The organism is Enterobacter cloacae complex sp. 2024EL-00214, from assembly GCF_043945575.1.
Taxonomy (GTDB): domain Bacteria; phylum Pseudomonadota; class Gammaproteobacteria; order Enterobacterales; family Enterobacteriaceae; genus Enterobacter; species Enterobacter cloacae_P.
On the sequence record NZ_JBIMRC010000013.1, the window covers coordinates 132,057 to 157,403 of the forward strand.

Genomic DNA, 25,347 nt, shown 5'->3' on the forward strand with positions numbered 1-25,347 from the left:
GAGGCCGGTATTTTTTTAGAGGTTACTCATGAGAATAATCATCGTTGTGATGATGGCGTGTTTACTCAGCGGTTGCGGCAGTATCATCAGCCGCACCATTCCAGGGCAAGGTCATGGCAATCAGTACTACCCCGGCGTGAAATGGGATGTACGTGATTCCGCATGGCGCTATCTGACCGTGCTCGATCTACCATTCTCACTGGTATTCGATACGCTACTGTTACCGATTGACGCCCAGCACGGTCCCTACGAGTAAGGGTAAGTTAACGTTCGTCCCACTCGTCGGCAGCGGTCTGACCCTCTTCCGTATCCAGCGGAGGTTCAAGCTGAAATTCTCCCTCATCCCACTCGTGCAGGGTATTTTCTTCAAGCCACTCCTGACGTAGCTCGATTTCATCATAGTCACCATCGAAGACGGCCTGTGCACCTTCACCGCTCAGGATCGGCAAGCATTCTCCATCTTCGCCTTCTTCTGCGAAGAATTCAGCCTGCCACATAATATCCCCGTCCTGCAGAATATATTTTTGGATATTGAGTTGTTGCACGTCAGCATCTTCTTCCTCAATGCCGGGATTATCGGCAAGGAATTCTTCGCGAGCGGCATCAATAGCTTCTTCCAGCGTACTATAGAATACATATTCTTTATCGGACATAATGAGTTCCTCAATGATTATGTTTATCAAATGTATAGGTGCATGAATGCGAACTGTCAAAGCCTACATCTATAGTAGGGTATCAAGCTTGCAGCAGGTTGATGCTTTTGGCTTAGATCGCCAAATTAGTACAGTATTAGACTTCCTCGAAAACGCTAAACTACCCGCTGAATTAGGGTATCAGCTCGATCCAAGCAATCATGAAGTACTGGATTCGGATAAAGGGCTTAGTGGCTACGCCGGGCACAACTTCACAAAGGGGTCATTGGGGCGATTCAAGGAACGTGTAAAGTCAGGAGAGATTACAGAAGGCTGTTTGCTAATTGAGAGTGTGGACAGGTTTTCCAGAAAACAGGGCTATGATGCCATTGATGAATTCACTTTCCTGATCAAGCGTAACATTGACATTGTTGAAGTAGAGACAGGGCAAATCTACAGCTACAAGCTTGACCATAAACTGTCCACTCTATCAACGAGCATTGAACGTGCTTACCAGGAATCAAAACGTAAGGCTCGTATCAGTAAGAAGTCATGGCAAAAACGTAAAAAAGACTCTGTAGATACTGGTATTGCTCTTAACAACAATACCCCTGATTGGCTGTCATTAAGTCAGGATAAGAAGTCTTATGAATTGGATGTTCAGAAGGTGCAGACAATTACAAAAATTTTTGAGTTATACCGTGATGGCTATGGTGTAACTCAGATCGTGAATCTGATGAACAAAGAAGGCGAGAGGTACAACGGCAAAGGCTGGAATACCGTTACGGTTTACAACAAATTGCGTGATCGTCGGCTTAATGGCTACCTTGTTGGTAAGTACACCACCATACCTAAAAAAGATAATGAAAGTACTAATGATGCTGAAAAGCGGATCTTAGAGAATATTAAAATAAAGAAAGAAGCGAACGATAATGCAAAGCGTATCTATCCAGTAGTGATTGAGGATGACCTCTTTTCAAGAGTACAATCAATGATGGATAGGAATGTATCTTCCAAAAAGCAAAAAAGTACAACTACTAAACAAAGAAATCTTTTTAATGGACTTACTAAATGTAATGAGTGCGGTAGTCCGATGATCGTCCAATCCATGTCTAATGGTGGACAATACTTACGTTGTTACAGACAACGAACAAAAGATGAAAAGTGTAATTCCAAAATGTTACGGTACTTTGAAACTGAAAAGGTACTCTTACAACATATCAAAAATCTCAATCTAGATGAAATCTATGGTGATGAAAAAAGTAATCAGTCACTTGATACCTTAAAACGATTACTTTCTGATGTGAATGGAAAAATAGCATTGCTGAATGAAAAAGTTCAGAGTGCAAACGATGAAAGTGAATTGTTTGCAATAATGGAATTTAAGAGGAAACGAATTTTAGAAAAGGATGAGTTGATTGCAAAGATCAACTCGCTTGAGAATCAATGTGAAGCAGTTACTTTGAATTATACATATGATATTGAGCAACTTACTAATCAAGATAATACAGTAATTAGACGTAAGGCTAACGAGCATATAGCTAAAGTTATATCTTCTGTTAAATGCCGAAGAATTGATTCGAGTTACATAGGTGCTTACTATCTTTATGATATAACCTACCATAGAGATATACTAAAACACATACTGATTACTGATAACAGCGGCAAGCTGATTAGTGAAATAACCATATCCGAAAAAGACAACGAACGTACTTATCTGGTAAGAGAAGAAGATCAAACTGTATTCAAGGTAGAATCTAATGGCAATGCGTGGGTAATGTATGCGAGTAGAACAAAAACAATAGATGATCTACTCTATTATATAAACACAATGATGGTGGGAAGAGAGCCTGATGATTTCACATACCTACTAAACGAAGACCATATCGAATGGATTGATTAGTACTGTAGAGGTTTATTGATATGTGGATTAACCCACTTATAGATATGATACTTGGTATTGGCCTAGTGTGCGGTATTGGTTGGTTAATCCTTAGGTTTTGGCCTTACTTCTTTAGTGTAGTATTCATAATGGCGACGATTTATGAAGTGTGGAACATCTTCAGATGATAGATACGCCGAAAGGGGGTTTGCGGGATTAGTAACTATCTATAACTATGAATAGTACTGAAAAGATTCAGAAAGGTAGTTTCATCATTTAAAACTTAATTTTTACCTCACCTGATGCTCTGTGTGAGGTTTTTTTGTATAAGGAGTGTGTTTCTGTGTCTGAAGAAATCAGACGCATATGGAGCGTTAAAGGGGTCGTTGTGAGGTGCTATTCAAATAACTGAAGACTGAACCTAAGCTATACACTTGCTTTTGTAGAGAGCAGATCCGATATGAGAAAAGAGAGGAAATCTCTCTATTTCAATCACTTGCGTGATTTTTGGGATAATCGACTGAAAATCGATAAAAAAAAGTAAGAAAATCTATAATAGATGAAAGCTAATAAAAAATGATTTTTAATAGCTTAGTATCTCATGGAATTAATAAAAAGTCAACATCTGAAATTACAATACTGCACCCGGTGGGTTTGATTTCATCAATTGAAGTAACATTGTAACACTCTTGATTGTAACTTGTCAAAATCCTGTTTGATTTCATTTAAGTAACTTTTTGACTAAGCCGTTTTCCGCCCTTACCATAGCAACTGTCAAAACGAGATGGTTTCAATACACGAGTAAAACAATAGATAACAGGAGGTAGCCCATGAGATGACTTTTAATTTAGACAACAAAGGGGGTCTCTATGACCGTATCAAAACGTGGCCGTGTGCCAAAAACAATCAAAGAAGCAGTACAAGCACAGTTTGCTCACATGGGGGAGGGCTATACAACACTTACAAAGTGGAAGAAGACTGAAAGCGTAGCCTACTTTAGTGTCTATCGTGAGTTGCCAAATGAACCAGAACCAATAATCTATACATTTGCTATTCATGGTGATGAAATACGCTACACATGTTGTGACGTGAACACCTGTGAAGCAACTCAGATATCATTAGCCTACTCAGAGGATGCTTTCTTTCAGTTCATGTTCAAATGTAATCTACCATTAGAATTTGAAGCATTTTCAGAAATAATGCGTCTGATAACTATACATGGGATAGACGTTTCAGCATTCTATAAATAAAAAGAATGAGAGGCATTATATTATGCCTCTTCTATATCAACTCCTATTTTTGCTAGTCACTATAAATAGTACTACATGAATAGGAGAATGATTATGATTTGGTTAGGTAATGTACTCATTGAAGTTCTTGCTACTATTGTATATATGTTTGTACTATTCCCACTTTGGGTAGTGCTATATCTTTGTTTTATGGTTTTAGCGTTACTGTCACTTCCCCTAAAGATCCCGATGATTAGAAGGTATCACGGAGTTAGTAATTCACAAGATTCTACAAAAAAAGATAAATAAAACGTAAGACAGAAAAATGAAACGGGATTTGTTTACATGGTATAATATAAGTATCTTGGGACACTTGGGGATCTATGTCCTATAATAAGATATTGCTATTTGTATGAAGTCGAAAAACATCCAGATAGCCCAAATCCCCACTCTAACTACAGAGAATAAATAGTAGTAATAACATTATAACTACTCCTATTGTTAATTAAAGATGGCCCTGAAAGGGGCTGCTTTTATACTTGAAATAAGACGAGTTATGTAACGCAAAAGGTAAATTTATGGAAAAGAAAAACAAAGATATTCCAGTATCAATTCGTATCACGACAGAACAAGCTGAGGCCATTCAAAAAATGTTAGTTGATACAGGTAAGGCAAAGAACCGATCAGCTGGTATTCAGTACTTGATTACTCAAATGATGATAAAAGGATAAATTATATTATGGTTGTCTACTAACCACACAATGAGTAGAAACGCGATTACAGGAAGTAACGCGAGAAAAAATAGGATGTTATATGAACTATAAAAAAGAGTGGTACTTAAAACCAGATGAAAGAATAAATGAAGAAATGTTAGGGCAGATGGAACTAGATAGTGGTGTTACACTTCTAATTGCTGATGTTGGTACTGGTAAAAGTTTCTCATTGGCAAAAAGAACTAATAACCTCTTTGGTGCTCCACTACTTAGTATTGTTGGTAGTGTTGAAGGGATTAGAGTACTTACATGGAACGCGATAGTATCAATGGTACAGTCCACCACTGATAAATCTGTTTTCAAAGATATGACAATAACTATTGATGAAGCACATGGTATATATACTGACTTTAGCTATAAGTCTAAAGTAATCCGTGAACTAATTGATTCATTCAAGTACTTCAAATCTGTTATTCTAATGTCCGGTACTACCAAATCTGAATATTTTAACAGTTTCAATATTGATCGTGTATATCGTGTACACAAACAACAAGAAGCAATGAAAGAAATCAAAACATACTACTATGATAGAAACGGTAAAGCAGTATTAGAATCTATGATTCTTGCCAATAAAGGTAAACGCCGTTCTATTGCTCTTGTGAATGATATCAAACTATGTAAACGTATTGCTAAAAAATATGGTGATAAAGCGTTAGTAGTTTCTTCAGAAGTAAAAGAAGAAGAAAACGTAAAATCATTCTTTGAGTCAAAACTAATGACTAATGGTGATCATGATTATGAATTGATCATTGGTACTGATAGTATACGTGAAGGGTTATCAATCGAGGATAATGAAGAACACGTAGATATCTTTATCTATGGTAATACTGATCCAGATGGTATAGAACAATTCTGTAATAGATTTCGTAATGTTTCGATGTTGAAAACTGTTCATTATATAGTGCCTGTACGTGATTCTAGTACGCTTCCAGACTTTGATATAGATACTTATACTTCTGATGCTCAGATGTTCGCAGAGAGCGTTACAAACCGTTACAGAGGCTTTACTAATGAGGTATTCAAAGATAATTTCAAGGCACAGTACTCGCAAGATGTAAAAGGTAGTCATCTACGCTATGACCGTGAAAGTGATGCTTTCATAGTTGATATTCTAAGCATTGATGCGGCATATGCCGATCACCGTTTCCACCAAACAGTATATGATCGTGGTATGTTTGAGTATCATATGATGGATTATGATTTCAATGTACAACCGCCTGTATTGATATCTGGTGATAATAATGTAGCTGAATCAATCCGTGCTGATATGGCAATTATCAAACGTGAACAAGCTGAAGAACGTGATGAAGTACTTTCTAGTTTAGTTGATAGTTATCGTTGCGGAACATTTAAATATGCGGGTAAACATGAAGAGTATGATGCGATACGTGAAAGCATTGATAAACTTCTAAAGGCTGGTTTGAAACCAACTCAAATTGAACAAGTAGTACATGGTGTTATTAGTGATAAGAGTTTTATTAGTCGCGTATGGGCTGATTATAGTTATGTGGATGAACATTCTAATATTAGGAATAAAGTACTAATGTACATTGCTAAAGAATGTCCCGATGATTCACTATCTTTCATTGATATGTCAATTCTAAGTAATCTTATTATTGGTCATGTATTAAAAGAACTATTTGATGGTGATAAAGCCCGTATGAAGAAAAACAAATTATGGTCACAAGTGATTCAATATGAAAGGGGGGATTTAGTAGTAAAATCAGGTCAAGAGGCTAAGATCATAAACCGTTATATTACTCTTGATAAACGAGTACAAAACCGTGTAAGTGCTAACACTCCAGCATTCATAAAGGCAGTATGTCAGATGCGTAAGATTGATCGTTACAGTACTTATCCGGTGAAGTACACAACCCTAAGCGGGATTGAGATTGACAAGGAAGCAGTAGAGAAAGAAGCAGAACGAAAATTCATCGGTGACGTTGCCGCCCTACGTACACGCTTCATGGCTCTACATGCTGCCTAACTCCTGATTTGTCACAGACAGAGTATATAGTATTATTATAATTATAGATCTCTCTGTGACAAAATCTACCTTACTTCTTGATCTAAGCCGTAGGCGTGACAAAACAAAAAAAACACAGGCGATAAAAAAGGCAGCCCGAAGGCCGCCACATTGATAACACACTATTTATCGCCTCTATACGAGGAATCTAAATGAAAGAACAATTCATATATATGTGTACTGTACAGAATAAGCACACAAAAGAACTTAGTGTAAAAGTTGGATATACATCAAACATACTACAACGTATGAAACAGCTAGAAAGATCTAATATTCATTATGAATACTCTGGCTTCCGTTTATTCGAACACAAATCTAAAATAATTGGGTACTTGTTTGATGAGCAGAGGATTCATGTAAGAAACAGAAAATATCTAGCAGGTATCAGCCGTGAAGCAATGCCAGTAGGTTATACTGAATGCTATGAGTGGGGTTATCAATACGAGCTAATTTCACAATTGACATATCTTGGTTATATTTGTGTTTATGATGAAAGTACTTATCAACCCCCACAAACACCAATGTTCCAATGGTAAATACCATATACACTAACAAGGACCTTGATGTATGGATATTGAAAAAGTTGAATATGAGTGGGGTGCAGAGTACCGCTGTTATGTAGATGAAGTACTAACAAGTATTATTCTAAAATCAGGAGGTACTGTCTATTTCTGGAATGATGAGTACTGTAGAATTAAAAACACAGAGCAAGATATTGATATGATCTATTCACCTGTATTTGGTCTTAGGTTCAATACAGATGAAACTGAACAGAGTAAAAAGATACTATGGGATATGTTTCTACCAGGACTAAAGGCACAACCAACAATTGAAGGTTATCCACTACTAGATAGTGAGTATCATCATTTGATGTACTGTAGGGACATTATTCAATAATATTATTAAATACACAGAAAGATTAACTAATAACAGGATTTATATATGCTACGAACAGAATTCCAAAATTATGAAGATGATTCATTTTACTTTCTATACGTTACAGACACGTTAAGAATAGAAACTGATGGCGATAGTGGTTTGGTAATAGAGCTACATGGTACATACAAGCAAGAACCAATAGATATGAACTACTATCTGAACTTGCCAGATGATGAGGCTGCTTACTTCCAGCAATCATTGGTAAATCCAGAACTGGATACAATAATTAAGGCAATGAATATTTTATATGTCAATTTATACTGGAGTCTTCATAATCCCCCTTCAAAGGTATAGGGGGAGTATATCCGATTACAAACTATGATTTTTTATATCTTGGAGTTCTAAATCTGAATTGACGAATACGATTGTCATCATTATTCGATGTGTCTTTTATTTTTTTATCACAATAAAATAATGTTGTTCCAATAGAATATATAAAGGCGAGGAAGTAGAAGATAGAAAAACATAGATGGCTGCTAAATATATTATAAAAAGAATAACAAAAACATGCGAGCCATACAGCTATAATAAACTTGCTAAGATAAATGTTTATTTTTGATACTGATGGTCGCTTTGTATGCTCACTTTCGAAAAAAAATGCTTTGTAAAGATTTCCTGTTATGTAGTATTCAATTTTATCAATTATAAATTCCCAGTTCTCTTGCCAATACTTGCTGCCAACATTTACATAATAAAAACAGCAAGAAAATACAACGCCAATTATGGCAATGGCTGGGGCAAGATGGCTATAACGGTAATTAGATAAAGTTAGCCCAAAAGCAGTTGTAACTACAGTGAAAAATGCGAAGAAATAGGTGGCTCGTTTCCAATACAATTCTATTTCAAACTTTCTAATATCATGAGCTTTTTCTAATGCCAGCCCTAACATTTTATGATGCCGTGATTCTTCTTTGAATATCTTAACATCATCGTTGAAAAAGCATTTAAAGAATTCTCTATCTTCTAGACGTATACTAATTTCTTCTTTATCTTTCACTCTAATTTCTCCTGATACTAATTATAAATCACTTTACCAATGTGTAAATGATCGAGTACACTCCGGTTTCACGCCATATCTACAATGGGGTTTTGGTTTGTTAGGCGTAGGTGTGGCGTGATACTTCATAACATTTGTTAATCATGAACCAACTACTCCTGAACGTAGATAATCAATGGCCGAAACGGTTACTTCACCTTAAAGAACGTTATAAATTTCTGCTTTTTGAATATATTGTAGGCACTCTCTGATGCAGCCAAACTTTGTAAATATTCCTCGTAGTGTTGATTGAAGTTTTTCCTACTAAACTCAAAACCTTTTTGGTGATTATTGGCATAATCAAAAAGGCTTGATTGAGCAGAAATATAAACATTACACGCAGATGCGTTAACATCCCTAAGTGACTTAGTGACTGCAAGTATAATGTCTTTATTTTCTACTTGAATTGACCATCGTTCCATAAGTTCTAATTCTATTACTAAGTTGTCAATTTTTGATATATATTCTCTATGTTTATTTTCGGATATCTCAAATTCATCAGCTTTTTTTTGATCTGGTTTCTTCAAACCACTATTCAACTCCTTGAGGTAATTAACAACTTGATAAATATCTTCTATAGTTTTATATGTTGTGTTGTATAGATGGTCAGTTACGGCTAAGATCTCTTCTGCTTTATCAAAACCCGTAGTATGAGATCTTTGAGAGAACCATTGTTTAGCGTTCCATGCAGCATACAAGGCTGCCCCTGCCATAATGAGATTAGCGATAGAACTAAACCAGTCACTAACCGAACCCCACTCGAAACCTTCATTGCCAGAAAAAAGAAACTTTATAAGTACCAAGCATGTAATTATTAATAATGTAGAAACTATTATTATAAGAGCGATATTAGCTTTTCTACAGTCTATCATAGGATGTTCCTAAATTTATAAAAGGTAATGCAATCACTTTACCATTAATCACCGAATAACGTACACTCCGGTTTCACGCTACATCTACAAAGGGGTTTGGTTTGTTGTGGTGTAGGTGTAGCGTGAAGTTAGAACGGTAATTCACCCTGCATATCACAGAATGCATCATCCTTATAATGTGCCTCCAACATAGCTTGCTGTGCGTAGAACCAACTACCAACAGCAAAGATATCCACTGGCTGAGCTACCTCAAGCATAAAGTAGTATGCGTTACTTGAAGTCACACCGAACCAGTACAAACGAGTACCATCCTCATGAGGTGTTGTCTCGAACAAGACACATTGCCCGTCTTCAATGCGTTCTAAGTACCCTCCAGGATGAACAACCACTATCCGTTGTCCACACTGCCAATACACCTGAACACCTTTTCTAACGCTTGAATCAAACGAATTCTTATTACCCATTTTCCTGCCCTTCGATGAGATTATGATGCTGTAAATTTATACAGTGTTTTTGTGTTGATCAATACGAAACGCTAAGAATCACATAAAAACGATCATTTTCAATAAGTTAAGTAATTTTCTTTAGTGTGGTTAGTCTTTCATTGATATCTAAAAACGATCAATAATTGATCATTAACCAATTTTTGAGATAAGCAGGGATGATCAATACAACCTTCATAGCAGAACCAATCATGACAACATCAGGCCAGCTCATAGGCTGTGAACTGTTAACCCGCTTCCATCGTGAAGATCTGCCAGTACTGAACAGTAAGTACTTCATCATGGCTATGACGGTCGAAGGGAAGAAGGAACTACTCAAACAACAATTAGAGAATGTAGAAGTTCATGCGTCATGGTTCAGAGATAACCGACTTTTCTGTACCGTTAACGTTGATACCGTACAGGCACGGCTTTGTGTCTTTGACAGGGAGATTATTGAGTTATTGGATAAGCTGGATTTCATCAGGCTTGAGATCTCAGAGAACTTTGAAGGGCTGGAATTGGGTATTGAACACCCGGTACTTAGTACCCTGTTAAACGTAGGCTATCGATTGTTTCTTGATGACCTTGGTTCCGGTCGGGCTAACGTAGCGGCGTTAACTACTGGATGTTATGAGGCGGTAAAACTTGATAGAGCGTTCTACCGTCAGGAAGTACAGAAACCCACATTCAACGTACTGATGAAGAACATCATGAACTACTGCCCGTATGTGATCGTGGAGGGAGTAGAGCAACGCCAAGAGCTACCAGTATTACGCGATGCTGGAGTAACGGCAGTACAAGGATACCTGTACCGATCAGTACCGTTTAACAAGATACACAACCTTCTCTAACACCATAGTAAATACCCTATAGACATCAACTATGGGGTATACCTATGAACATCACATTACACTTCCCTAAAGGCTCTACCAGCATCATAGACGGTACTTATACAGGCTACGAGTACTCACGTTCAGATAAGCTAATCAACGCTCAAATCACGTTTGATGAATCATACAAGCTATTCATCAACCAACACCGTTTAGTACTCAGCTATAAATACATCACAGTGAATCACCAGCACAGCTACACAATCGGTAGATGGGTTTATGACTGGAACACAATAGACAATTACAAAGGCTCAGAGCGTGTACACCTCGACTATCTACACTGCTTGACTCAGGAACTAATACAAGATGAATCATTGAACGGTAGACCTATAGATAACTATCGAATTGCTCTATTGATCAATCAATTCAGAGAAGAAAAATAACTCAACAAAATGAGAACCTTTTTCATTTAGGTTCTCTTTGGGCTTTAAAACACCGCGTAGATTTCGACGCACTTTGTTTTAAATATATGTGAAAAAATAATAAAGAGGCGAAACGATATCGAAATGAATAAGAACATTAGCATGAATCAGCTTGCGAAGCAGTACGGATACAACGAATCCACCGTTCGCGAATGGAAAGCACAGGGTATGCCAATTGGTGAAGGTACTGAAGAAGCTGATACACGAGCATGGATAGTACAGAACGTTATTCTACCATTGCGTAATACTGATACACGCGAACAAATAGATCAAGAACGCCTACGTAAACTAAAGGCAGAGGCAGCTTTATCAGAACTTGAATTACAGATGAAACATGGAACAGTAGTTAGTACTGAATATCTTGAACAAGTACTAACTGAATATCTATTTCAAGTTAAAACCGCGATGAGGGCAATCCCAAGTAAAACATACTTAGAGCTATTTGCTCAGACAGACGCGAAAGATTTAAGAGATATATTAAAACAACATATTGATAGTACTTTATTCCAGCTAGGAAGCATGGAATTTGAACTACCCACGGATGAAGAAATACTAGAAGATGGAAACGAACAAGAAGAAATTAACGAAAGTACTAAAGAGAGTACTCCCGACGATACAACCGCCGAAGATACAGAAAACGAGTGAATGGATTAGTAATGGTGTAGTTAAGTTTGTTGATGGACCGAATATGGGGCTTGATTGGGTTCCATTTAGTTTCCAACGAGAACCAATGGATATTGCTCAACAAAGGAGTACAAAAAAGATAGTTCTACAATCATGTTCACAACTTCTCAAAACTACAGTACTACAATCAATAGCATTTAACCTTATGGCAAATGATCCATGTAATTTTGCTTTTGGTAGTAGTTCTGAATCTGAAGTAAAGAAATTCAAGGACGGTAAATTTCTACCTGCTATTGAAACGAGTGAAGTACTGAAGCCTTTAGTAACAGATAAGAACGATAAGAACGCCGCTAATAACGCCAAACAAACACAAATGGTCAACGGTACTTTCGTATACTGGCTTAACTTGAATACTCCAGGGAACCTACGCGGTATTACATGTAGGGTAGTACTACTAGATGAAGTATCAAATGTTGGTATTACAGAGGAGGGCAATCCAATCAAATTATCCGAAGCACGAACAAGTACTTTCGGTGATGATGCTCTAGTAGTGATTTCAAGTACACCATTATATAAAGATGATCTAATTAACTCAGAATATAATTTATCCGATAAACGCCGTTGGTTTGTTACTCACACTTGCGGTCATGAGTATACTTTTGAATGGGAACAAGTAGCCTTTGAATTTAAGCAACTTGAAAACGGGCGAGCAATACCAGACAGTACTACAACTCGTTTAATTTGCCCCCATTGTCAGGAAGAGATAGACGAACATACACGCCACCAAATGATTGATAACGGTCGATGGGTGGCTACAAGTACTGATGGTGATCCGGGTGTAGTTGGCTATCAAATATCACGTATGTATTCCCCATTGAATACTATTTCTGAAATGGTTAGTAAGTTTGCCGATGCTCTTTATAATTTCAATCTTCAAACATTTTATAATAATGAATTGGGATTACCCTATGAAGATGAATACGCAAAAGAACTAGATATACTTCGATTGGAATCATTACGTGAAGATGAATTTAATCTACATAAAATACCTGAAAGTACTTTAGGTATAACAATAGCAGTAGACCAACAATTAGATCGCCTCGAAGCTACTATATTAGGTTTTGATGAAAAGAACATTTATGTACTTGGACATGAATTCTTCTATGGTCATGACTGTACAAAGATTGAATCTCAAGCATGGAAGGACTTAGATCTGTTTTGTCGTCAAGATTTCCGAAGTATTGACGGTCGAATAGTACCTACACTTGCTGTATTCGTGGATTCATCGAACGGTAACGCTACGGATACGGTTAAGAAGTTTACCGCACGTTGGGCTAAGTATCATCCTATTAAGGGTTCTAGCAGTACTACAAGTGACTTATTCAAACAGAGTACACAGGCAGGATATAAACTCCAGATCCTAAATGTTCATGAGCAAAAGAATACTATTCGAAAACTTTTAAACTTGATGCTCAGTACTGAAGCAGAGAACGCACCAATTCAATTACGATTCTCAAGTAGTCTTCCATCAGATTACTTTGAACAATTATCTTCAGAGGAATTAAAACCTGCTGGGGGTAAATTAGTATGGCGACTTAAGAAAGGACAGAAGCGAAATGAGGCTTTGGATTGCCTCGTATATGGAATGATAGCAATTGTATATTCACAATCACAATTAGGTACTCAACCGTTCAGAAAACTACGAGAACATAAAGCTAAATCATTACCTCAAAAGATAAATAAATCAGAAGAATCACAACCTACCCAAAGTACTAGACGTGCAAGGCGAACTGGTATGGGGGCAAAATGGTTTGGAAAAACGTAAAATGATAAGGATATAAAATGGCAATTTTACCAGAAAAGATATATATGGTTTCAAACCCATATGATTATCTAGTAACAATTCCTGCTAAAACACTTTTCGTTATTTCATATGTCAGTACTGGTAATTCAATTACATTAGATAATAAAGACGGTGCTAGTGAACAATCATTCACTATCACCTTCGAGACTAACGTTGCTTCAGAGAAACTATTCTGTACAACGATTACTGATGGCATTGCTAGTACTTCCCAATGTGAAGTAATCGATCCAACTAAACATACTGAAGAATACGCACGTATTCGCAAAATGATTGAAGAAGTTGAAGCTGTAATTGAAGCAAAAATACAAGGTGGTGCGAATTACAGCATTGCAATTAATAACAAAACTCTAGTTAGTGAGTCATTAGCAAACTTAGAAGCAATCCGTGCTCGTTATATTGAACGTGCTAATTCTCTATGGGCTAAAATGAATGGTCAATCAACATCTGGTTCAAGTAAACCATTTAAGAGCATGACCGTATTCCGAGATCCTAACTATCCGAATCGTTGGGGTACTCGCTAATGTGGTTTAAGAAAAAACAACCTGAACAACCAAAACCAGTACAGAAAACAAATGAAGTCCGTGAACATGTTGGTAAAACACTACAGCGTGATTTAAACCAGATCCGTACTACAAGTAATGGTATTAATACTTTCGGCTTTGGTGTCGGTACAAATACAGTAAGTATTAATAATATCATTAAATGGCATTTATCAGAATGGCGTAATCAATCACGTGATGCAACATTAGTAAACCCAATTGCACGAAAGTATATGATGCTTTCTGTAGATGGTGTTGTAGGCAGTAATGGTATCTATGTAAAACCCTCTGTAGATATTGATGTTGATGAAGAAACCAAACATACCATTAACCAACAATTAGAAAAGATTTTTGATAAATGGGCATATGATGCTGATAAATTCTCTATTGATGGTTCAATGACTTTTGATCTATTCGCACAAGTACTTGAAAAACATCGTTGTCGTGATGGTGAAGCGTTTGTACGTATTCATAATTTCAACCGTTCTATCAAGATTGAAATTATTGATTCTGCTAGATTGACTCAGTTGAATAACGCAGTACTGGCAGATGGATATATTAGTAATGGAATTGAATATAACAAGTACCGTCAACCAGTAAACTACTATTTCGCTAAATATAATCCAGTAACATATACATATGATGCTACTAGTTATGAAGTTGTACCAGCAAGTGAAATCCTACATTACTTTGTTATGGATGATGCCACACAGGAACGCGGCATACCCGATCTAATTGCCAGTACTAAGGTATTAGCTGACCTCAAGAACTTCCAGGAAGCGGCATTACTTGCCAAAAGAATCTCAGCAAGTGTAACCACATTCATTACCAATAATGGAAACAACAATGAATTAGCACTAACTGAAGGTGAACAAGATACTGCGATTTATAATGAGTACTTAGAACCTGGTGCAATCTTTGAATTAAATGCTAACCAAGATGTTAAATCAGTTGATCCTCGTAATGGTGTCGATGGTATAGCAGAATTCACAGATGTACTATTTGATAATATTTCAATGGGTTTAAATGTAACTAAGCAATCCCTAATGGGTAGTACTGCTGATGCGTCATTTAGTGCTGCGAAACTTGCCGAACGCCTACAAGCTACAACATTCAGTACTCGAACTAATGTACTTATAAATAAAGTACTCAAGCCAATTTATACGGCTTGGTTAAAAAACGAAATGCTAAATAATAGTAAGTTGAAATTAAGTTTTTCTGATTTCGACGATCTTGTATGTGCTCGCTATATTCCTACTAAACCTATTTCACTAGATCCATTGAAGGATATCCAATGTGAAGTAGCTGCAATTGATGCAGGTTTGAAATCCCGTACACAGGTAATTAGTGAAATGGGTGGTGATCCACGTGTTGTACTTCAAGAAATAGAAAATGAGAAAAATATGAACAAGGAAGTTCTAAATGAAAAACAAAAACCAGACGAGGGAACTAACCCTACCAACGGCGATTAATTCTGATAATCGTACCGTTGAAGTTGCTTTTTGTTCTGAAGCTGGCGTATTACGTGAAATAGAAGGAAAGGTATATACCGAAATACTTCTATGTAATCCAGAAAATGTAGACCTATCGCGTTTGAATAATTCAGGGGCAGTTCTTTTCAATCATGATCGAGATCATTTGATTGGAAGGGTTCTATCTGCACGTATTGATTCAGATAAAGTAGGTCGTGCTGTATTACAGATTTCTAATGCTTCAGAAAAAGAATGGGAACAAATCAATGAAGGCGTATTAACACATATTAGCTTTGGTTACACAGTTAATGATTACCGTATTGAAGGTAATATTATCTATGTAACTCGTTTCACACCATATGAAATATCTCTGGTAACTGTACCTGCTGATTGTACTGCTGGTGTTGGTCGTTCATTGATAAATAACAATGATGACAACCAGAAGGATACGATCATGGAAGATGATAACGAAATTGAAAGTACTGAACCTGAAATTAAAGAAGAATCAGAAGTAATTAGTACTGAACTTGAATCTGAAGAAGAAGTAGAAGAATCCCTAGAAGAAGAAATTACTGAAACTGAAGAAGTGCGTATGAGCGATGAAGAACTATTAGAACAAATTTCTAATCGTCCAGACTTGCTTGAACGAATGATAAATAAAATCGAAGTTGAAGAAACACGCGAAGAAGTACAAGAAAGTACTGCCAATTCTGAATCAGAAGATTCTACCGATGAAGTAGAACGTAAACGTGAATTGGAATCAATCGGCGTAGTTCTAAATATTGATGTGTCTGAAGCAATTGAAAATGGAATTTCAGTTGAGGACTTCAAACGCACACTAAATACAAAAACAAATCCTAATCATGATAAGGAAATCAAAATGGAAAAATCCGTATTAAATGGCCTAATTCGTTCACTAAGTGAAGGTAATTTTGCTGGTAAAACTGAAATCCCTGCGAGCGATTTCGTTCGTACTTCTACTACTGTTGGCGGTGCTGCTCTAGTTAAAGAAGTATATGCTGATTCTTATATTGATGTGCTACGTGCTCAATCAGTATTTGCGAATCTACCTGTACAAGTATACTCAAATCTAGAAGGTGAGGGTAATCTAGTTCTACCTAAACTATCTTCTGATTTCACCGATAACTTCGGATATGTTACTGAAGGTGCTCCATCACCATCTTATAACGCAGCTTTTGAGAAGATTACTCTAAAGCCAGAAATCTTTACTGGTTCTGTTGAACTAACTCGTACTCTAATTAAATCCGCGTCTACTGCTGAACAATATATTCAAGACGCAATGGTTAAAGGTGCTGCTCTAAAACTAGAACGTCTAATTCTTACTGACGTTGTTGCTGCTGCTCCAGAAGTTACACTAACTGCTGCTATTACTAAACAAGATGTTATTAGTGCTCTAGCTACTCTAGCTGCTGCTAACGTCCGTATTGAAAATGTAGTTGCTATTGTACACCCTACTACCGCTGCTGTATTGCGTACTACTCTAGATGGTTCTAACACCTCTGCTAAGTACTTGCTACAAGGCTATATGGGTGACGGTATCCTAGCTGATTCAGTACGTATTGTTGAATCTACTCAAGTTGCCGCAGGTGCTATTGTTTTCGGTGATTGGTCAAATATCGTTATGGCTCAATGGGGTTCAGTAACTATGGATCGTGACGATACAACTCAACGTAACTCTATGGGTATCGTTCTACGTACCTTTAGCTTCCAGGCTCATGCTCTAGCACACGATGAAGCATTCCTAGTACTTAAGTTAGCTTAATACAAGGATGACAAATGAGAGCATTTTTTAGTAATTCACAATCAGAGTCACTACTTAATGCTTTTGGTGAAAAGCTCGTCATTGTTCAAGATGGTGTATCAATAACGATTACCGCAATTTTTGAACAAGACGAGCTTTTTTTCGATGATAGTAAAACTACCGTAACATATTTTAGTGCTAAGTCAGGAATTAAACTAAATAGCACCTTCACGATTGATAACACCGAATACGTAGTAAATAGAATAGATGATGATACGAGCGGTATCTCTAACTATCACTATGTTCGCAAGATCGATTTAGAAGAGGAAATATAATATGTTCACGGCAGACTATACAATAAGAAAGTATTTGATTAATAAATTAGCAGTGATTGTTAATTTACAATATCCATCAAAAGCATCAGTAGATAATACTACAATGGTTTACATTGGTGATTCTTCTGTACAACGTACACAGATAGCTAAAGCAAATCAAATTGTAAACAATCAAATAGTACCTTCAACTATTAGAAATTTATGTGAATTTCGAGTTGAGTTTGTAGCTGTCGGACAATCATTTAAAAGTGCTTCAGATGAAATAGAAAAAATTCTTGAAGCACTTTATACATCTGGTTTCTTTGATGAACTAAACCAGCAACTTCCAATGCCATTATTCAATATCCGTATTGAAGATAGCCTAATGACTACTCAAGCCGAAGCAACGGAAACCGCTTATGTACACACGCAAACTCTATCTTTTAGCTATGGGGAATAATTATGGCTCAAACATTTTTAGGGAATCTAACTACAGTATGGATTAATACCGATACAACCAACGTTGATCCAAATGCCCGTACTTTTGTTCAAGTAGAAAACCTTTCAGCATTTCCAAGTTTTAGTGAATCAACTTCTGTTCCAACTGTAGAAACATATAATAGTACTTACACCTCTAAAGTAGCGGGTGATAGTTCATATGGTGATATGACTATATCAGTTAACTATATTCCAGGTGAAAACGCCGTACTTGATTCTGTTGTTGATTCTCAGCAGTTAGTACAAGTCAAAGTAGAAATGCTTGATGAAGGTTCAAACGATACTACCGTAAACTATGTGCTTTACAACGGTTACTTATCCAGCGTTTCCGATACGTCGGATATGGATCAGGTTGTTACCCGCTCTTACGTATTCACACCAGAAAGCCAGGTATCAGCAGGTATTCTTGATGAATCAGTAGTTGAACTCTATCGCGGTGATTGGGGTGTTGGTTCGAACGGTAATGAGTTTCCAAGCTATCAAGGCCGTGACGGTAACTCATTCGTTAAGATCGCAGCAGCCAACGCACCAACAGGTGTTGATATGTTGGGTATCACTAACCTTGATGGTTCTAACGGTACTCAATTGGTAATGAGCAAAACCGGTACGCCAGTACTCAACTTTCGTAACTTCTCAACAGCAAGTAACGGGGCATGGTACAAGGTCTACACCAGTGCTGATAAACCAACGCTAACAGAACTTGGTGCGGCAGCAGCTACCGATCTCAGTAACTACGTACCAATCACACGTACTGTCAATGGTAAAGCACTTACAGCTAACATTACTTTGGTAGCAGCAGATATTAGTGATGTTTACTCTAAGACCTACATTGATTCAAACGTAGTACCGAAAGTATTCCAGTTAAACGGACACGCATTATCAGGAACGGCGTTGAACTTAGTAGCGGCAGATATACTTGATGTGTATTCACAGACACAGGTTAATAATACCTTTGTTGCTAAAACGGTTACTGTTAACGGTTTGCCTTTGAGTAGCAATATCACACTAACGGCAGCACAACTTACTGATATGGCATCATTAGCATATAGTAATAGTACTTATGTGCCTAAGACGTTCTTAATCAATAACAAGCCATTATCTGGTACTAACATTCAATTAGTAGCAGCAGATATTAGTGATGTGTATTCCCGTACTGAAAGTAACGGATTGTTTGCATTACGTATCACTACAATTAACGGTTATGCTCTTAATAGTAACGTAACCTTGAACTATAACGATGTTGGAACGTATTCAAAAGCACAAATTGATGCCAAAGATGCCGCACTACAAGCGAACATTGATACCAAAGTAACTATCACTCAAGACCTCCTAACAATAAATAACGTAGAAGATACATTAGAACTTGATATGTCTGATGGTAAACGTGTTTTCAAAGCAACTCTAACAGCACCAGTAACACAACTCAGTGTTATAAATGCGAGTGGGAGTAATTTAAACAGCCAAACTATCACGATGTTATTAACACAAGGAACAGGGGCAAATAAAATTTCATGGCCTTCTAATGTTAAATGGTCTTATGGGCGTGAACCAGTATTAACCTTTACGAAAGATTCAATTGATGTAATTCAATTCTTGTCAATAGATGGAGGAAGTACCTGGTACGGCTCCTTACTAATGGCGGATCTACAAGAATGATAAGAAAACAAAATATCAGCAATGCCCAACAGATGATTGAAGGGCATTGGAAATTTTTAGAACGTAATACTGGTTTAGTTAATGATAATAAAACAGATCACTATGTACTAAACCCACAAAACGTTATATGTAACAACAGGCATTTTATAGCGGAAACGGGATGGGAAGCACAACCGGACGGTGACGCAACCACAGAAGGACAATCCTTAGCAATTCTTGGTGCTATCTATGCGTATCAGGCAACCAAAGAACCGTACTACCTACAACGTGCTAAAGACTTTTTCAACGCCTATCACATGGCGTTCTTCCGTGGTGTAGCGTTCCCCGATCCACCTAACGGTTCATTGCGTTGTAACTGGATCTGTAATGGTAAGGCTCCAGTACTGGCACATTACCCATTAGATCCAGAGTATCCAACTCACGGCGGGTTCAAGGGCGTATTGTTCACATGGACAAACGGACAAACACAGATACCTCATGGTTCACCTAACTACGGTGAATACCTCGATGCTGTATGGTTTGCCTTTCCTGAAAGAGCGGGGCTTGGTTGGAACCAGGTAAACGCAACAGCCTACGCATGGTTAGCTAATGAAGATTCCATAGATTGGGATACTAAAGCACCAACGTATGAAGTTGATTGGATTGTTGACCGCACAGGCCGCAAGGTAGATAGCAATGGTGATGTACTGGCAGAAGGACTAACAAGCCAGATCGGTACAGTCCAGCTCAAGGACACGTCTATAAACGGTAATTACCGATTCAACTACGCCACAAAGAACCCTGTATCAGAGGGTGGTTATCTGATGGGGCGTAATGAGCGTTGGCACAACAGGCCAGTAAACGTACCCATTGATAACTACGGTTCACTTGATTTCGCTGATAACGCATCAGATGCTGAATTGTGGTTCTGTCAGGCGGCAAAGCTACTATGGGATATCACAGGCGAGCGTATCTATTACTTAGCATGGCAGAACTCACTACTTACATGTATTGGATATTCCGATATTGATAAATTTGATATGTTCTTTCGTAAAAGTACTCTTGCTATAACGCCGTTTACTGATGGTATTTCATATGATTATTTCTATCCGAGTAATCAAGTAGCATCATATTCACGTGATTCAGATGGCTATATAGTCATTAATCAAAGTGCCTCAGCACAAACAACACTTGAACAACAATCTATATGGTTCAAATTTAATAATAGTTCAACTTTCCATGTTGAATATAGTGGTGTTGATACTACTGGCAAACCATTAAGCCTTGCTGTAGCAATGACAGTGAATAAAACTAAAACAGAAGATGGTGCTATAAGATACCGTTGCGGTTTACCCATTACCAATACTGATAATAGTATTATTTCAATGGATATACCGATGAATCATTTTACACGTATTGCTAAACCAGACGGTGGACAGTACTTAACAGCAGATATGCGTATGATTTCCGATTATGGGGATAACACAGTAACTACCTTACAATATGTATCTGGTATCGCTGGAACGTACTATGACAACGTGATTTCTACTACTATGGATTCTGACGGTAGTTCTACAGTTGGTTTCTGGATCTTTGATGATGAAACACAGGATTTAAACAGCTTCACATACAGAACATATGCTGATGATTTTAATATCCGTATCGTTGATGATCTTGGTTGGCGTTGGTGGGCTATGCTACCAGCAAGCAACGGGGCATGGGTAACACAAATGTTTAATGTACTTGATTTTAAATTGAGTTCTTATCAACCGGATCATGAAGAAGGTGATGAACAGCCAGGACAACCAACACTAACAGGACGTACAGAGTTTACACTATTACTTGATACCGATCCGGTTGATGGTGTCTCAGGTCGTATTGACTGGTATTGTGTTAACGATTTACCAGCACTTTATAACGATGGTGGTACAGGTGATTATTCAGTATTAGTAAGTTTAACATTCAATGATAGTACTGGTAATGGATATACAGCACGTTTAGGTGATTGTGTAATCCGTAATTACATGCTTGATAGCCTTTCATATACACCAGGACTAATACCATTTAGTAACATCACAGATCCATATGCTCAATTGTATTCCGGTTGGCGTGGATTACCATATCCTGGGTATCAATTGCCCGCGATTTGGTGCTTTAAGGGTACGACAATTGATCAAACCAGACTAAATAATAGTATTAAGTTCTTATGTGATGCTCAGGACTGGTTTACTAATAAATTCCATCCTACTTTACCTGGCCCGTGTGCTCAGGCTTATGTATGGAACCGTCAGGACGCTTTAGCATATGCCCCTGATGGTAAACCGGATCAATTCATTATGCAGCACTGGTACGAAGAAGCATGGTCAGGTTATGAACCTCGTGCGTTCTTTGCAGGTTGTGATGTAGTTCATGAGCTATATCAACGTGGTGATTATGCTATTCCACAGAACATTATTACGTACTGTAAGAACTGGATGAATTACTTAAAGTGGTTCATGAAAAATAATGATGGTCACGCACCAACACGATTTAAAGATACAGGTGAAGTTATCTATGATGGCTTTACAGGTCATATGTCTGGTTTGTGGCTTGCTGGTGCTTCAATGATGGCAATAGCAGGTTATCCAGATCACGAATTACTTGATTTACTATTCGCGGAAATTCAACAGAACTATAACGTAGTTTCAGCTAATCACGTAATGAATGGTGGCTGGTCATCAGCTATCAGAAGTGGAACACCTACTACAGCACAGAACAACTCTATGTTCTTTGGATTCTATACAGGTGAACTACTAAGAGGTTTAGCACTTTACATGAAGTACTACAACCAACATATATAAATAAACAGAAGGGGTATCAAGGACTGATGCCCCAAATATATAAAGGAATATTAAATATGGCTTTTAATTCTATTTTTGTAGGCAATAATGTAAAAGTTGAAATCGCTAATGCTCCAGCGGGTGGCGGTCAGGCAACTACCTTTACTGTTGTTGAAGAAGTTGGTGCTTTTCCATCAGCGGCAGGTGCGGAATCTAACGTTGTTAGTGTGAACACTTTCGGTCAACAGTACGCTAAGAAATTGCTTGGTTCTCGTTCAGTACCGGATCTAACTCTAACTGTTAACTGGAAACCAGGTGCGACAGGTCAAGAAATGCTTGCGGCAGCCGCAGCAGCACAAACCCTAATCCAGGTTAAAGTAACTTATTATCAAAATATTGATGATCAGGATGGTGCGGCTTATTACAGCATCGTAAACGGTTATGTAAGTTCTGATGTAGTTAACGGTGATTTTGATGGTGTAGTAACTCGTGATTTCGTTGTTTCCGTTACTGGTGCTCCAATTGCGGTTGGTGAAGTAACTGGTGCGTAAGTACTAAATACTACAAACCAACTAACAAGGATAAAGCGAAATGGATTTTACTAATCTTATGAATGCTATTGGTGTGAAGTTAACACCAGTAGTACTAACACCAGAATGTACTGTATACATCAAACTACCAACTATTACCCAACACGCAGAAGTTTCAGATCCATATAAAGCGATCTTCTATTGTGTGGTTGATGAAAGTGGTAAACAGATTTTTGATTCACCTGAACAAGTTGAACAGAATGTTGATTTAACAGTACAACTTAAACTAAATGCCGAGATCGGTAATGTGTTTGCCAAATCCTTTAATGTTGAGGATGTAGAGGCAAAGTAAGACGCGATCCGATTCTCAGACTATCACTATCTTTATTGTATAACAGCGGGTGTAGTGTGGATGATCTCTACACTATGCCCGTTTTGCTTTTCTTCTACCTATTAGTTTTCAAAGAATCGGTTGATCCTGATTCATCACAAATTGAACAAATCAGGCATACAGAACTACTACAGGCAATATGGTTAAGTACTGGCAATATCAAGAAAGAAGATATACCGAAATTTAGTATCTATGAACTCGATTCATTGAACATTATTTCAAATAAAACCTTAGCTGAACAACAAGCAGAGAGGGAGAAGAAGATCGCAGAACAACAAAAAGCAAACATGCTTAATTGGATGGGAGTAAAGCCTAATGGCAAACAATAATAAACAATCAATGATATTTGAAATCACAGGTGATGAATCTGGATTACAAAAATCATTAAAAAACGCAGCAAATGATATAGGTGATTTTGGGGATCGTGCTGGCGGTGTGTTCGGTAGTTTCAATACCGGACTATCAACCACGGCTAAAGCTATGTCTGGTTTCGCTGGTGCGGTAGGGGTGGCAGGTATCGCCATTGCCGCCACATTAGCCAACGTTCAAGCTCAATCAGAAAAGGCGTTTGAAGTCTTTCAGGCAGCATCACTATCACAAACTGGCATAGTGCAGATACAACAGGCGGCTAATATGTTTGCGGGTGTTGGTCTGACTATGGATCAAGTAGCCGATCAGATGAAAGATGCTAAGGATAAGTTAGGCGATGCTATCACGAATAACGCTGGCTCTATGCTAACCGATGTAATTCAACCGTTGAAGTTGAATATGTTTGAGTTACAGAAAGCAGCAGAAAACGGTGAAGATATTATTGCTAAGATTTACTATCAAGCTAAACAAATGGGCTTTAGTCAGGCTCAGATTGTACAGATGATGGAAACCGTAGCTAACGATGCTACTAAACGCATGACTGTATATAGAGAATTCAGTACTGAACAAGAGTACCAAAATAGCCTTGCTAATGAAACTATACAGTTAACAGCAGAGCAATCACGACAATTTGAAGAATATAGAACGGCAACTAATAATCTATCAAGGGCGTGGGATGCGTGGCGAAACTCAACACTTGCCCCTGTTGCTAAAAGCCTTGCTGATATTCTTGATTTAATGACTAAGATACTTAACAGTAAGCCAGTGGCAGCAGCCGCAGCCGCTACGAGTAAGCAGGGTATACAGGCAGTACAGGAATACCAAAAACAGTACCAACAGCAGATACAAAAAAACTCTTCTATCTATGGTGCTCAGATGGTAGAGGAACAGCAGAAGCAACAAGAAGCCAATAACAAAACCTTTGAGAATCTTTTAGCTAATCTTGATGCCGCACATAATCTACTTGATAAACAAAAAGAAGAATACAATAAAGGCTCTGATAGAAGTGTTATTGATACAGCGTTGAAACCTTATCTTTCAGCTAAGCAGAAGACACAAGCACAGATTGATACACTTGATGCTACTCACAAGCAACTACGAGCAACAATTAAAGATTCTTTAGTACGTGCTTATAAGGGTGATGAAGCGGCAATGAATGCCGATTTAGCTAAACTTGATGAAGGTTATAAAGCTAACCGTGAGAAGTTAGTGAAAAGCCTAAGGAAGGTGCGAACAAGTTCCTGATATGAGATCATCATATTCATCCGGAGCGCATCCCAGAGGGACATCATGAGCCATCAACTCACCTTCGCCGATAGTGAATTCAGCACTAAGCGCCGTCAG

27 protein-coding genes are annotated in these 25,347 nt (G+C 37.7%); 23 read left to right on the plus strand and 4 right to left on the minus strand.

Annotated features, from left to right (window positions below; translation table 11 throughout):
• The first annotated feature begins 28 nt into the window (after positions 1-28).
• The gene (locus ACHHZ6_RS15700; protein ID WP_182270992.1) at positions 29-256 is read left to right on the plus strand and encodes a YceK/YidQ family lipoprotein; all 228 of its coding nucleotides are present in this window, start codon (positions 29-31) and stop codon (positions 254-256) included.
• Between the two features lie 7 nt (positions 257-263).
• On the opposite strand, the gene ACHHZ6_RS15705 is transcribed toward ACHHZ6_RS15700, so the two are convergent.
• Positions 264-653 (minus strand): MysB family protein, encoded by a 390-nt coding sequence (locus ACHHZ6_RS15705; RefSeq protein ID WP_395122619.1) that lies wholly within the window; start codon positions 651-653, stop codon positions 264-266.
• A gap of 46 nt (positions 654-699) precedes the next feature.
• Here ACHHZ6_RS15705 and ACHHZ6_RS15710 point away from each other — a divergent pair, with 46 nt between their 5' ends.
• The 7 genes from ACHHZ6_RS15710 to ACHHZ6_RS15740 all read left to right on the plus strand — a co-directional run bounded on the left by ACHHZ6_RS15710 (position 700) and on the right by ACHHZ6_RS15740 (position 7,775).
• Entirely contained in the window at positions 700-2,535 is a 1,836-nt protein-coding gene (locus tag ACHHZ6_RS15710) for a recombinase family protein (RefSeq protein WP_256666920.1), read from the plus strand.
• Between the two features lie 848 nt (positions 2,536-3,383).
• Entirely contained in the window at positions 3,384-3,764 is a 381-nt protein-coding gene (locus ACHHZ6_RS15715; RefSeq protein ID WP_063252789.1) for a hypothetical protein, read from the plus strand.
• A 557-nt stretch (positions 3,765-4,321) separates the two neighbouring features.
• Entirely contained in the window at positions 4,322-4,474 is a 153-nt protein-coding gene (locus ACHHZ6_RS15720) for a hypothetical protein (RefSeq protein WP_256666921.1), read from the plus strand.
• An 82-nt stretch (positions 4,475-4,556) separates the two neighbouring features.
• Complete coding sequence (locus ACHHZ6_RS15725; protein WP_177317305.1) at positions 4,557-6,503, plus strand: hypothetical protein; 1,947 nt, start codon at positions 4,557-4,559, stop codon at positions 6,501-6,503.
• A gap of 191 nt (positions 6,504-6,694) precedes the next feature.
• Entirely contained in the window at positions 6,695-7,078 is a 384-nt protein-coding gene (locus ACHHZ6_RS15730; RefSeq protein ID WP_177317306.1) for a GIY-YIG nuclease family protein, read from the plus strand.
• 31 nt (positions 7,079-7,109) lie between these two features.
• Positions 7,110-7,439, plus strand: a complete 330-nt coding sequence (locus ACHHZ6_RS15735) for a hypothetical protein (RefSeq protein ID WP_177317307.1) — start codon at positions 7,110-7,112, stop codon at positions 7,437-7,439.
• 45 nt (positions 7,440-7,484) lie between these two features.
• Positions 7,485-7,775 (plus strand): hypothetical protein, encoded by a 291-nt coding sequence (locus ACHHZ6_RS15740; protein WP_177317308.1) that lies wholly within the window; start codon positions 7,485-7,487, stop codon positions 7,773-7,775.
• Between the two features lie 22 nt (positions 7,776-7,797).
• On the opposite strand, the gene ACHHZ6_RS15745 is transcribed toward ACHHZ6_RS15740, so the two are convergent.
• The 3 genes from ACHHZ6_RS15745 to ACHHZ6_RS15755 all read right to left on the minus strand — a co-directional run bounded on the left by ACHHZ6_RS15745 (position 7,798) and on the right by ACHHZ6_RS15755 (position 9,853).
• Positions 7,798-8,478, minus strand: a complete 681-nt coding sequence (locus ACHHZ6_RS15745) for a hypothetical protein (protein ID WP_395122621.1) — start codon at positions 8,476-8,478, stop codon at positions 7,798-7,800.
• 188 nt (positions 8,479-8,666) lie between these two features.
• Positions 8,667-9,389 (minus strand): hypothetical protein, encoded by a 723-nt coding sequence (locus tag ACHHZ6_RS15750; RefSeq protein ID WP_252056030.1) that lies wholly within the window; start codon positions 9,387-9,389, stop codon positions 8,667-8,669.
• A gap of 128 nt (positions 9,390-9,517) precedes the next feature.
• Positions 9,518-9,853 (minus strand): hypothetical protein, encoded by a 336-nt coding sequence (locus ACHHZ6_RS15755; protein ID WP_252056029.1) that lies wholly within the window; start codon positions 9,851-9,853, stop codon positions 9,518-9,520.
• Between the two features lie 197 nt (positions 9,854-10,050).
• Between ACHHZ6_RS15755 and ACHHZ6_RS15760 the strand changes: the two genes are divergently transcribed.
• The 15 genes from ACHHZ6_RS15760 to ACHHZ6_RS15830 all read left to right on the plus strand — a co-directional run bounded on the left by ACHHZ6_RS15760 (position 10,051) and on the right by ACHHZ6_RS15830 (position 25,248).
• A complete protein-coding gene (locus ACHHZ6_RS15760; RefSeq protein ID WP_177317311.1) occupies positions 10,051-10,725 on the plus strand; it encodes an EAL domain-containing protein in 675 nt (224 codons plus the stop codon).
• Positions 10,726-10,769: 44 nt separating this feature from the next.
• Entirely contained in the window at positions 10,770-11,147 is a 378-nt protein-coding gene (locus tag ACHHZ6_RS15765; protein WP_395122623.1) for a hypothetical protein, read from the plus strand.
• 141 nt (positions 11,148-11,288) lie between these two features.
• Positions 11,289-11,831 (plus strand): hypothetical protein, encoded by a 543-nt coding sequence (locus tag ACHHZ6_RS15770; RefSeq protein WP_395122625.1) that lies wholly within the window; start codon positions 11,289-11,291, stop codon positions 11,829-11,831.
• The gene (locus tag ACHHZ6_RS15775; RefSeq protein ID WP_395122626.1) at positions 11,746-13,635 is read left to right on the plus strand and encodes a terminase gpA endonuclease subunit; all 1,890 of its coding nucleotides are present in this window, start codon (positions 11,746-11,748) and stop codon (positions 13,633-13,635) included. Before ACHHZ6_RS15770 ends, ACHHZ6_RS15775 begins: the two co-directional genes overlap by 86 nt.
• 17 nt (positions 13,636-13,652) lie before the next feature.
• Entirely contained in the window at positions 13,653-14,195 is a 543-nt protein-coding gene (locus ACHHZ6_RS15780) for a M55 family metallopeptidase (RefSeq protein ID WP_142978071.1), read from the plus strand.
• On the plus strand, positions 14,195-15,685 hold the full coding sequence (locus tag ACHHZ6_RS15785; protein WP_395122627.1) for a phage portal protein: 1,491 nt from the start codon (positions 14,195-14,197) through the stop codon (positions 15,683-15,685). The genes ACHHZ6_RS15780 and ACHHZ6_RS15785 overlap by 1 nt, the downstream gene beginning before the upstream one ends.
• Entirely contained in the window at positions 15,636-17,468 is a 1,833-nt protein-coding gene (locus ACHHZ6_RS15790; RefSeq protein WP_395122629.1) for a phage major capsid protein, read from the plus strand. The genes ACHHZ6_RS15785 and ACHHZ6_RS15790 overlap by 50 nt, the downstream gene beginning before the upstream one ends.
• A 14-nt stretch (positions 17,469-17,482) precedes the next feature.
• Positions 17,483-17,782: a hypothetical protein gene (locus ACHHZ6_RS15795; protein WP_039261831.1), complete on the plus strand. Its 300-nt coding sequence runs from the start codon at positions 17,483-17,485 to the stop codon at positions 17,780-17,782.
• Position 17,783: 1 nt separating this feature from the next.
• Positions 17,784-18,221 (plus strand): hypothetical protein, encoded by a 438-nt coding sequence (locus ACHHZ6_RS15800; protein ID WP_032659446.1) that lies wholly within the window; start codon positions 17,784-17,786, stop codon positions 18,219-18,221.
• Between the two features lie 2 nt (positions 18,222-18,223).
• Entirely contained in the window at positions 18,224-19,915 is a 1,692-nt protein-coding gene (locus ACHHZ6_RS15805; RefSeq protein WP_395122631.1) for a hypothetical protein, read from the plus strand.
• On the plus strand, positions 19,912-22,734 hold the full coding sequence (locus tag ACHHZ6_RS15810; protein WP_395122633.1) for a hypothetical protein: 2,823 nt from the start codon (positions 19,912-19,914) through the stop codon (positions 22,732-22,734). The genes ACHHZ6_RS15805 and ACHHZ6_RS15810 overlap by 4 nt, the downstream gene beginning before the upstream one ends.
• Positions 22,735-22,790: 56 nt before the next feature.
• A complete protein-coding gene (locus tag ACHHZ6_RS15815; protein ID WP_032659437.1) occupies positions 22,791-23,264 on the plus strand; it encodes a hypothetical protein in 474 nt (157 codons plus the stop codon).
• Between the two features lie 40 nt (positions 23,265-23,304).
• Positions 23,305-23,595: a hypothetical protein gene (locus ACHHZ6_RS15820; protein ID WP_032659434.1), complete on the plus strand. Its 291-nt coding sequence runs from the start codon at positions 23,305-23,307 to the stop codon at positions 23,593-23,595.
• A 56-nt stretch (positions 23,596-23,651) separates the two neighbouring features.
• Positions 23,652-23,963 (plus strand): hypothetical protein, encoded by a 312-nt coding sequence (locus tag ACHHZ6_RS15825; RefSeq protein WP_133052131.1) that lies wholly within the window; start codon positions 23,652-23,654, stop codon positions 23,961-23,963.
• Positions 23,950-25,248 (plus strand): hypothetical protein, encoded by a 1,299-nt coding sequence (locus tag ACHHZ6_RS15830; protein WP_395122636.1) that lies wholly within the window; start codon positions 23,950-23,952, stop codon positions 25,246-25,248. The genes ACHHZ6_RS15825 and ACHHZ6_RS15830 overlap by 14 nt, the downstream gene beginning before the upstream one ends.
• The last annotated feature ends 99 nt before the right edge of the window (positions 25,249-25,347 follow it).

What these genes read in the sequence shown, in the direction of transcription:
- ACHHZ6_RS15700 (WP_182270992.1), top strand. Translation starts at nt 29, where the DNA reads ATGAGAATAATCATCGTTGTGATGATGGCGTGTTTACTCAGCGGTTGC.
- ACHHZ6_RS15705 (WP_395122619.1), bottom strand. Translation starts at nt 653, where the DNA reads ATGTCCGATAAAGAATATGTATTCTATAGTACGCTGGAAGAAGCTATT.
- ACHHZ6_RS15710 (WP_256666920.1), top strand. Translation starts at nt 700, where the DNA reads ATGCGAACTGTCAAAGCCTACATCTATAGTAGGGTATCAAGCTTGCAG.
- ACHHZ6_RS15715 (WP_063252789.1), top strand. Translation starts at nt 3,384, where the DNA reads ATGACCGTATCAAAACGTGGCCGTGTGCCAAAAACAATCAAAGAAGCA.
- ACHHZ6_RS15720 (WP_256666921.1), top strand. Translation starts at nt 4,322, where the DNA reads ATGGAAAAGAAAAACAAAGATATTCCAGTATCAATTCGTATCACGACA.
- ACHHZ6_RS15725 (WP_177317305.1), top strand. Translation starts at nt 4,557, where the DNA reads ATGAACTATAAAAAAGAGTGGTACTTAAAACCAGATGAAAGAATAAAT.
- ACHHZ6_RS15730 (WP_177317306.1), top strand. Translation starts at nt 6,695, where the DNA reads ATGAAAGAACAATTCATATATATGTGTACTGTACAGAATAAGCACACA.
- ACHHZ6_RS15735 (WP_177317307.1), top strand. Translation starts at nt 7,110, where the DNA reads ATGGATATTGAAAAAGTTGAATATGAGTGGGGTGCAGAGTACCGCTGT.
- ACHHZ6_RS15740 (WP_177317308.1), top strand. Translation starts at nt 7,485, where the DNA reads ATGCTACGAACAGAATTCCAAAATTATGAAGATGATTCATTTTACTTT.
- ACHHZ6_RS15750 (WP_252056030.1), bottom strand. Translation starts at nt 9,389, where the DNA reads ATGATAGACTGTAGAAAAGCTAATATCGCTCTTATAATAATAGTTTCT.
- ACHHZ6_RS15755 (WP_252056029.1), bottom strand. Translation starts at nt 9,853, where the DNA reads ATGGGTAATAAGAATTCGTTTGATTCAAGCGTTAGAAAAGGTGTTCAG.
- ACHHZ6_RS15760 (WP_177317311.1), top strand. Translation starts at nt 10,051, where the DNA reads ATGATCAATACAACCTTCATAGCAGAACCAATCATGACAACATCAGGC.
- ACHHZ6_RS15765 (WP_395122623.1), top strand. Translation starts at nt 10,770, where the DNA reads ATGAACATCACATTACACTTCCCTAAAGGCTCTACCAGCATCATAGAC.
- ACHHZ6_RS15770 (WP_395122625.1), top strand. Translation starts at nt 11,289, where the DNA reads ATGAATCAGCTTGCGAAGCAGTACGGATACAACGAATCCACCGTTCGC.
- ACHHZ6_RS15775 (WP_395122626.1), top strand. Translation starts at nt 11,746, where the DNA reads ATGGAAACGAACAAGAAGAAATTAACGAAAGTACTAAAGAGAGTACTC.
- ACHHZ6_RS15780 (WP_142978071.1), top strand. Translation starts at nt 13,653, where the DNA reads ATGGCAATTTTACCAGAAAAGATATATATGGTTTCAAACCCATATGAT.
- ACHHZ6_RS15785 (WP_395122627.1), top strand. Translation starts at nt 14,195, where the DNA reads ATGTGGTTTAAGAAAAAACAACCTGAACAACCAAAACCAGTACAGAAA.
- ACHHZ6_RS15790 (WP_395122629.1), top strand. Translation starts at nt 15,636, where the DNA reads ATGAAAAACAAAAACCAGACGAGGGAACTAACCCTACCAACGGCGATT.
- ACHHZ6_RS15795 (WP_039261831.1), top strand. Translation starts at nt 17,483, where the DNA reads ATGAGAGCATTTTTTAGTAATTCACAATCAGAGTCACTACTTAATGCT.
- ACHHZ6_RS15800 (WP_032659446.1), top strand. Translation starts at nt 17,784, where the DNA reads ATGTTCACGGCAGACTATACAATAAGAAAGTATTTGATTAATAAATTA.
- ACHHZ6_RS15805 (WP_395122631.1), top strand. Translation starts at nt 18,224, where the DNA reads ATGGCTCAAACATTTTTAGGGAATCTAACTACAGTATGGATTAATACC.
- ACHHZ6_RS15810 (WP_395122633.1), top strand. Translation starts at nt 19,912, where the DNA reads ATGATAAGAAAACAAAATATCAGCAATGCCCAACAGATGATTGAAGGG.
- ACHHZ6_RS15815 (WP_032659437.1), top strand. Translation starts at nt 22,791, where the DNA reads ATGGCTTTTAATTCTATTTTTGTAGGCAATAATGTAAAAGTTGAAATC.
- ACHHZ6_RS15820 (WP_032659434.1), top strand. Translation starts at nt 23,305, where the DNA reads ATGGATTTTACTAATCTTATGAATGCTATTGGTGTGAAGTTAACACCA.
- ACHHZ6_RS15830 (WP_395122636.1), top strand. Translation starts at nt 23,950, where the DNA reads ATGGCAAACAATAATAAACAATCAATGATATTTGAAATCACAGGTGAT.